Below are 2977 nucleotides of genomic sequence, written 5' to 3' on the forward strand. Positions count from 1 at the left end.
TGAACGATGACTAGACCCATAACTAAGCTAGAATCTGCCTCATGCACCTCTGAAGCAAAATTACCTAAAAACTCTTTAAGGGATAAATAACCACTCAATCCAATGAGCAAGATGAGTAGCATCAGCGCAAACATGACCAGACCGCCCGCTGGGTTGTGCCCAACATCGTGATGAGGATGGCCGCGTAGCATAGCCATAAAATGTTCAAGCACTGCCTTTGGTTTTTTCAGAAATTGACTAAATCTGGCATAGCGAGTGCCAATCAGACCCCACACTAAGCGAATGAGGACAAGTAAGCACGCGGTATATCCAAATGCATAGTGAATCATGGCCCATCGCTCACTCTCTGAGCTAAGCCAAGCACCAGCAAAACAAATCACTAGCAGCCAATGAAATACTCTCACCGGCATGTCCCACACCATAATGGCTTCCCTTACCTTACCGGTGGCTCCAACTGAATCGCGAATTGACTCATTCATCTGATGGCTCATTTCGCTGGAATCTTAATATTGTTCTCACTAAAAATGCCTTTTGCAGCATCAATATGACAAGCTCCACAATTGGCAGGACTCTTGATGCTTGCCCGCTTCCAAACATCCGCCCTCACCTCATCATGCTCACGAATAAACCATGATGTTTTGGTAATGCGGTTTTCGGGGGCGGTCTCGCTGTACTTCTGTCGAGTAGCGGCATTCTTTATTAACCAGCTTGTAATTTCAGTCTGAGTCTTTGCATCTACACCAGCATCGGTACCAAAATGCTTGGATAGGCCGGACATGACATTTTTCCAGCTTTGTTCGCTTAATAATGCTGGTGGATAGGCCATATGGCAACTTGCACACTCAACCTCGTATGAAGCTGGTGCATCTGCAGGCATTGTCATTTTTGCAGCGAATGTGGGTGATGCTGCCATCAGCATGGAGAAAGCAATTAGAAGAATTTTTTTCATATTGGGGAGATTCATTTAACAGTCATTAACCAAGAGAGGACATCCGCTTTTTCTTGTGCACTACAGTCTCTGCCTAGTACATCATTGCAGTTACGCTTAAACCATTTCTCAGCCTTGGCCTCATCAGTAAATCGTGCAGGATTGGCGCTAGGTGCCAATGGCTTAATCACCTTCCCAGTCACAATGTGTTTAGTGTCGTGATTTGGGGGATTTTCATGACAGGATGCACAGCTCCATTCCTTACCGTGCTTGGCGTTGAAGAACTGCTCTCCTCTACTGAGTGATGCTTTACCAGATTGAGCCTCATAAGACTTCAGTAAGTCCTGAGGCGTTGCCGCGCTAACTATAAGGGGCAGGCCCATGAAAATTAGCCCCGAAAATAACTTCCAAAACATACATACCTCTCTATTCACACTACTCATACTATTACTTAGTATGCGCCATTGATATGACAGCCCATTTTGATAAGTAAGCAAAATAGTCAGGTATTAGGGGTTATTCACTAAAAATCTCCTCAAAAATAATTCTGATGACCGGTATGAGTAATACAATCTATATAAATGCCAAATTAAGCGCATTTATCAACTACTGCATTACTACTCAAAGCTAATGCACCCCAATTTATTAAGGATTAGTACCGTTATGAAAAAAATAGTCATTGTAATCATTCTTACTGCTATTGCTGCAGCCGCCTACTTCATACTGAATCAACCAAAGCCTCCTGTTGCTGCCGTAGCCGCTCAAGAAACTGCTCTCATTTATGACGGTGAAGTAATTAAGATTGATGCTGCAACTCGTACAGTTACTCTCAAAAATCAAGATGGTGAATCGACTATTGTTGCTGGTCCTGAAGTAAAGAACTTTGCTGAAATCAAAGTGGGTGATCGTTTTGACGTTGTTTATGAACTCGCTGTAGCGATTGAATTGGTTAAGGTAAAAAACCCAGGCACCACTAGTGAGCAAGTTACTACTAGCACTACTACTGCCCCACAAGGCGATAAGCCAGGCATGATCACTAGCAATACCGTAACTGCAACCGCGAATGTTGAAGCGATTGATACAGCTAAAAATACCGTATCTTTAAAAGGTCCTCAAGGAAACATCTTTAAAGTTAAAGTTCAGAATCCTGACTTGATGAAAGATATCGCTGTAAACGACCAAGTGAGAGTCGTGTATACAGAAGCAATTGCTGCCGTTGTAAGTGCGCCAGCTGCAAAGAAGTAATGCGATAACGCTTTTCTAGCTACTAGAAAGAGAAAACCCCAGCAAGTGATTGCTGGGGTTTTTATTTGGCTTAAATCTTAGAGCATTAAACGCACTTATAAAGCCTACGCATAGTTTCAATCTTCCAATATTGTTGCTGAGCCGTGTCAAATTCCTCTCGGTAGTTGCCTGGGTGAGCATGTTCAAATATCAAAAGAACCCGCTTTGCCTGATCATGCTTAGCAAATGCAGCCAAGGTTAAATAGAGATATCCCTGCTTGAGGTCTTGCTCAATAATATCGCCAGTTGCATATAAAGAGCCTAAGGTAAATGCAGCCTGCCTACTGCCCTCCTCCGCACCTTTTTTTAATAAGGCAATACCTTTTTCTTGGTTTGGTATAACGCCATGCGCTATACCAGTACCCAGAATGTAAATATTGCCTAAATTACAGTAGGCATCTAGCACCTCTTCTTTGATTGCTTTTTCATAGTACTCGACGGCAGTTTTGTAATCTTGCTTAACATCACCCATGCCGCGCTCAAACATTAAGCCCACATTAAAGTGTGCATAACCATTACCCAAACTACTATTTGAGTTCTGTAATGTAAATAGCGTATTGATTTGCTCGGGGTTTAGGCGGCCATCAAAACACATTTTGGTTAATGCATAAAGTGCATCTTCACTAGCTCGATCTTTAGCGAGGCCATAAAAGATATCAAATGCAGCAGAATAACTTCCGCGCTCGATATTTAGTTGCCCCAAATCAAGGCGTGATTGATCGTCATACATATTTGTCTTAGTCCCTATAGAACCCTGAGATTCTT

The 2977-nt window shown here is 42.7% G+C and carries 5 protein-coding genes; 1 reads left to right on the forward strand and 4 read right to left on the reverse strand.

What is annotated here, in order from left to right:
- The 3 genes from B7Y67_RS14185 to B7Y67_RS14195 form a co-directional block, all read right to left on the reverse strand.
- The coding region (locus B7Y67_RS14185; RefSeq protein WP_293599202.1) for a cytochrome b/b6 domain-containing protein at window positions 1-479 on the reverse strand (479 nt) is incomplete at its 3' end.
- Between the two features lie 8 nt (window positions 480-487).
- On the reverse strand, window positions 488-964 hold the full coding sequence (locus tag B7Y67_RS14190) for a diheme cytochrome c (protein WP_293599203.1): 477 nt from the start codon (window positions 962-964) through the stop codon (window positions 488-490).
- Window positions 961-1311: a DUF1924 domain-containing protein gene (locus B7Y67_RS14195; protein ID WP_293599204.1), complete on the reverse strand. Its 351-nt coding sequence runs from the start codon at window positions 1309-1311 to the stop codon at window positions 961-963. Before B7Y67_RS14195 ends, B7Y67_RS14190 begins: the two co-directional genes overlap by 4 nt.
- A gap of 280 nt (window positions 1312-1591) precedes the next feature.
- Here B7Y67_RS14195 and B7Y67_RS14200 point away from each other — a divergent pair, with 280 nt between their 5' ends.
- On the forward strand, window positions 1592-2173 hold the full coding sequence (locus B7Y67_RS14200) for a hypothetical protein (protein WP_293599205.1): 582 nt from the start codon (window positions 1592-1594) through the stop codon (window positions 2171-2173).
- Between the two features lie 85 nt (window positions 2174-2258).
- Here the strand turns inward: B7Y67_RS14200 and B7Y67_RS14205 are convergent.
- Window positions 2259-2977: tetratricopeptide repeat protein (locus B7Y67_RS14205; RefSeq protein WP_293599206.1), on the reverse strand; the 719-nt coding region annotated here is incomplete at its 5' end.

The sequence above is a fragment of the Polynucleobacter sp. 35-46-11 genome (genome assembly GCF_002281105.1).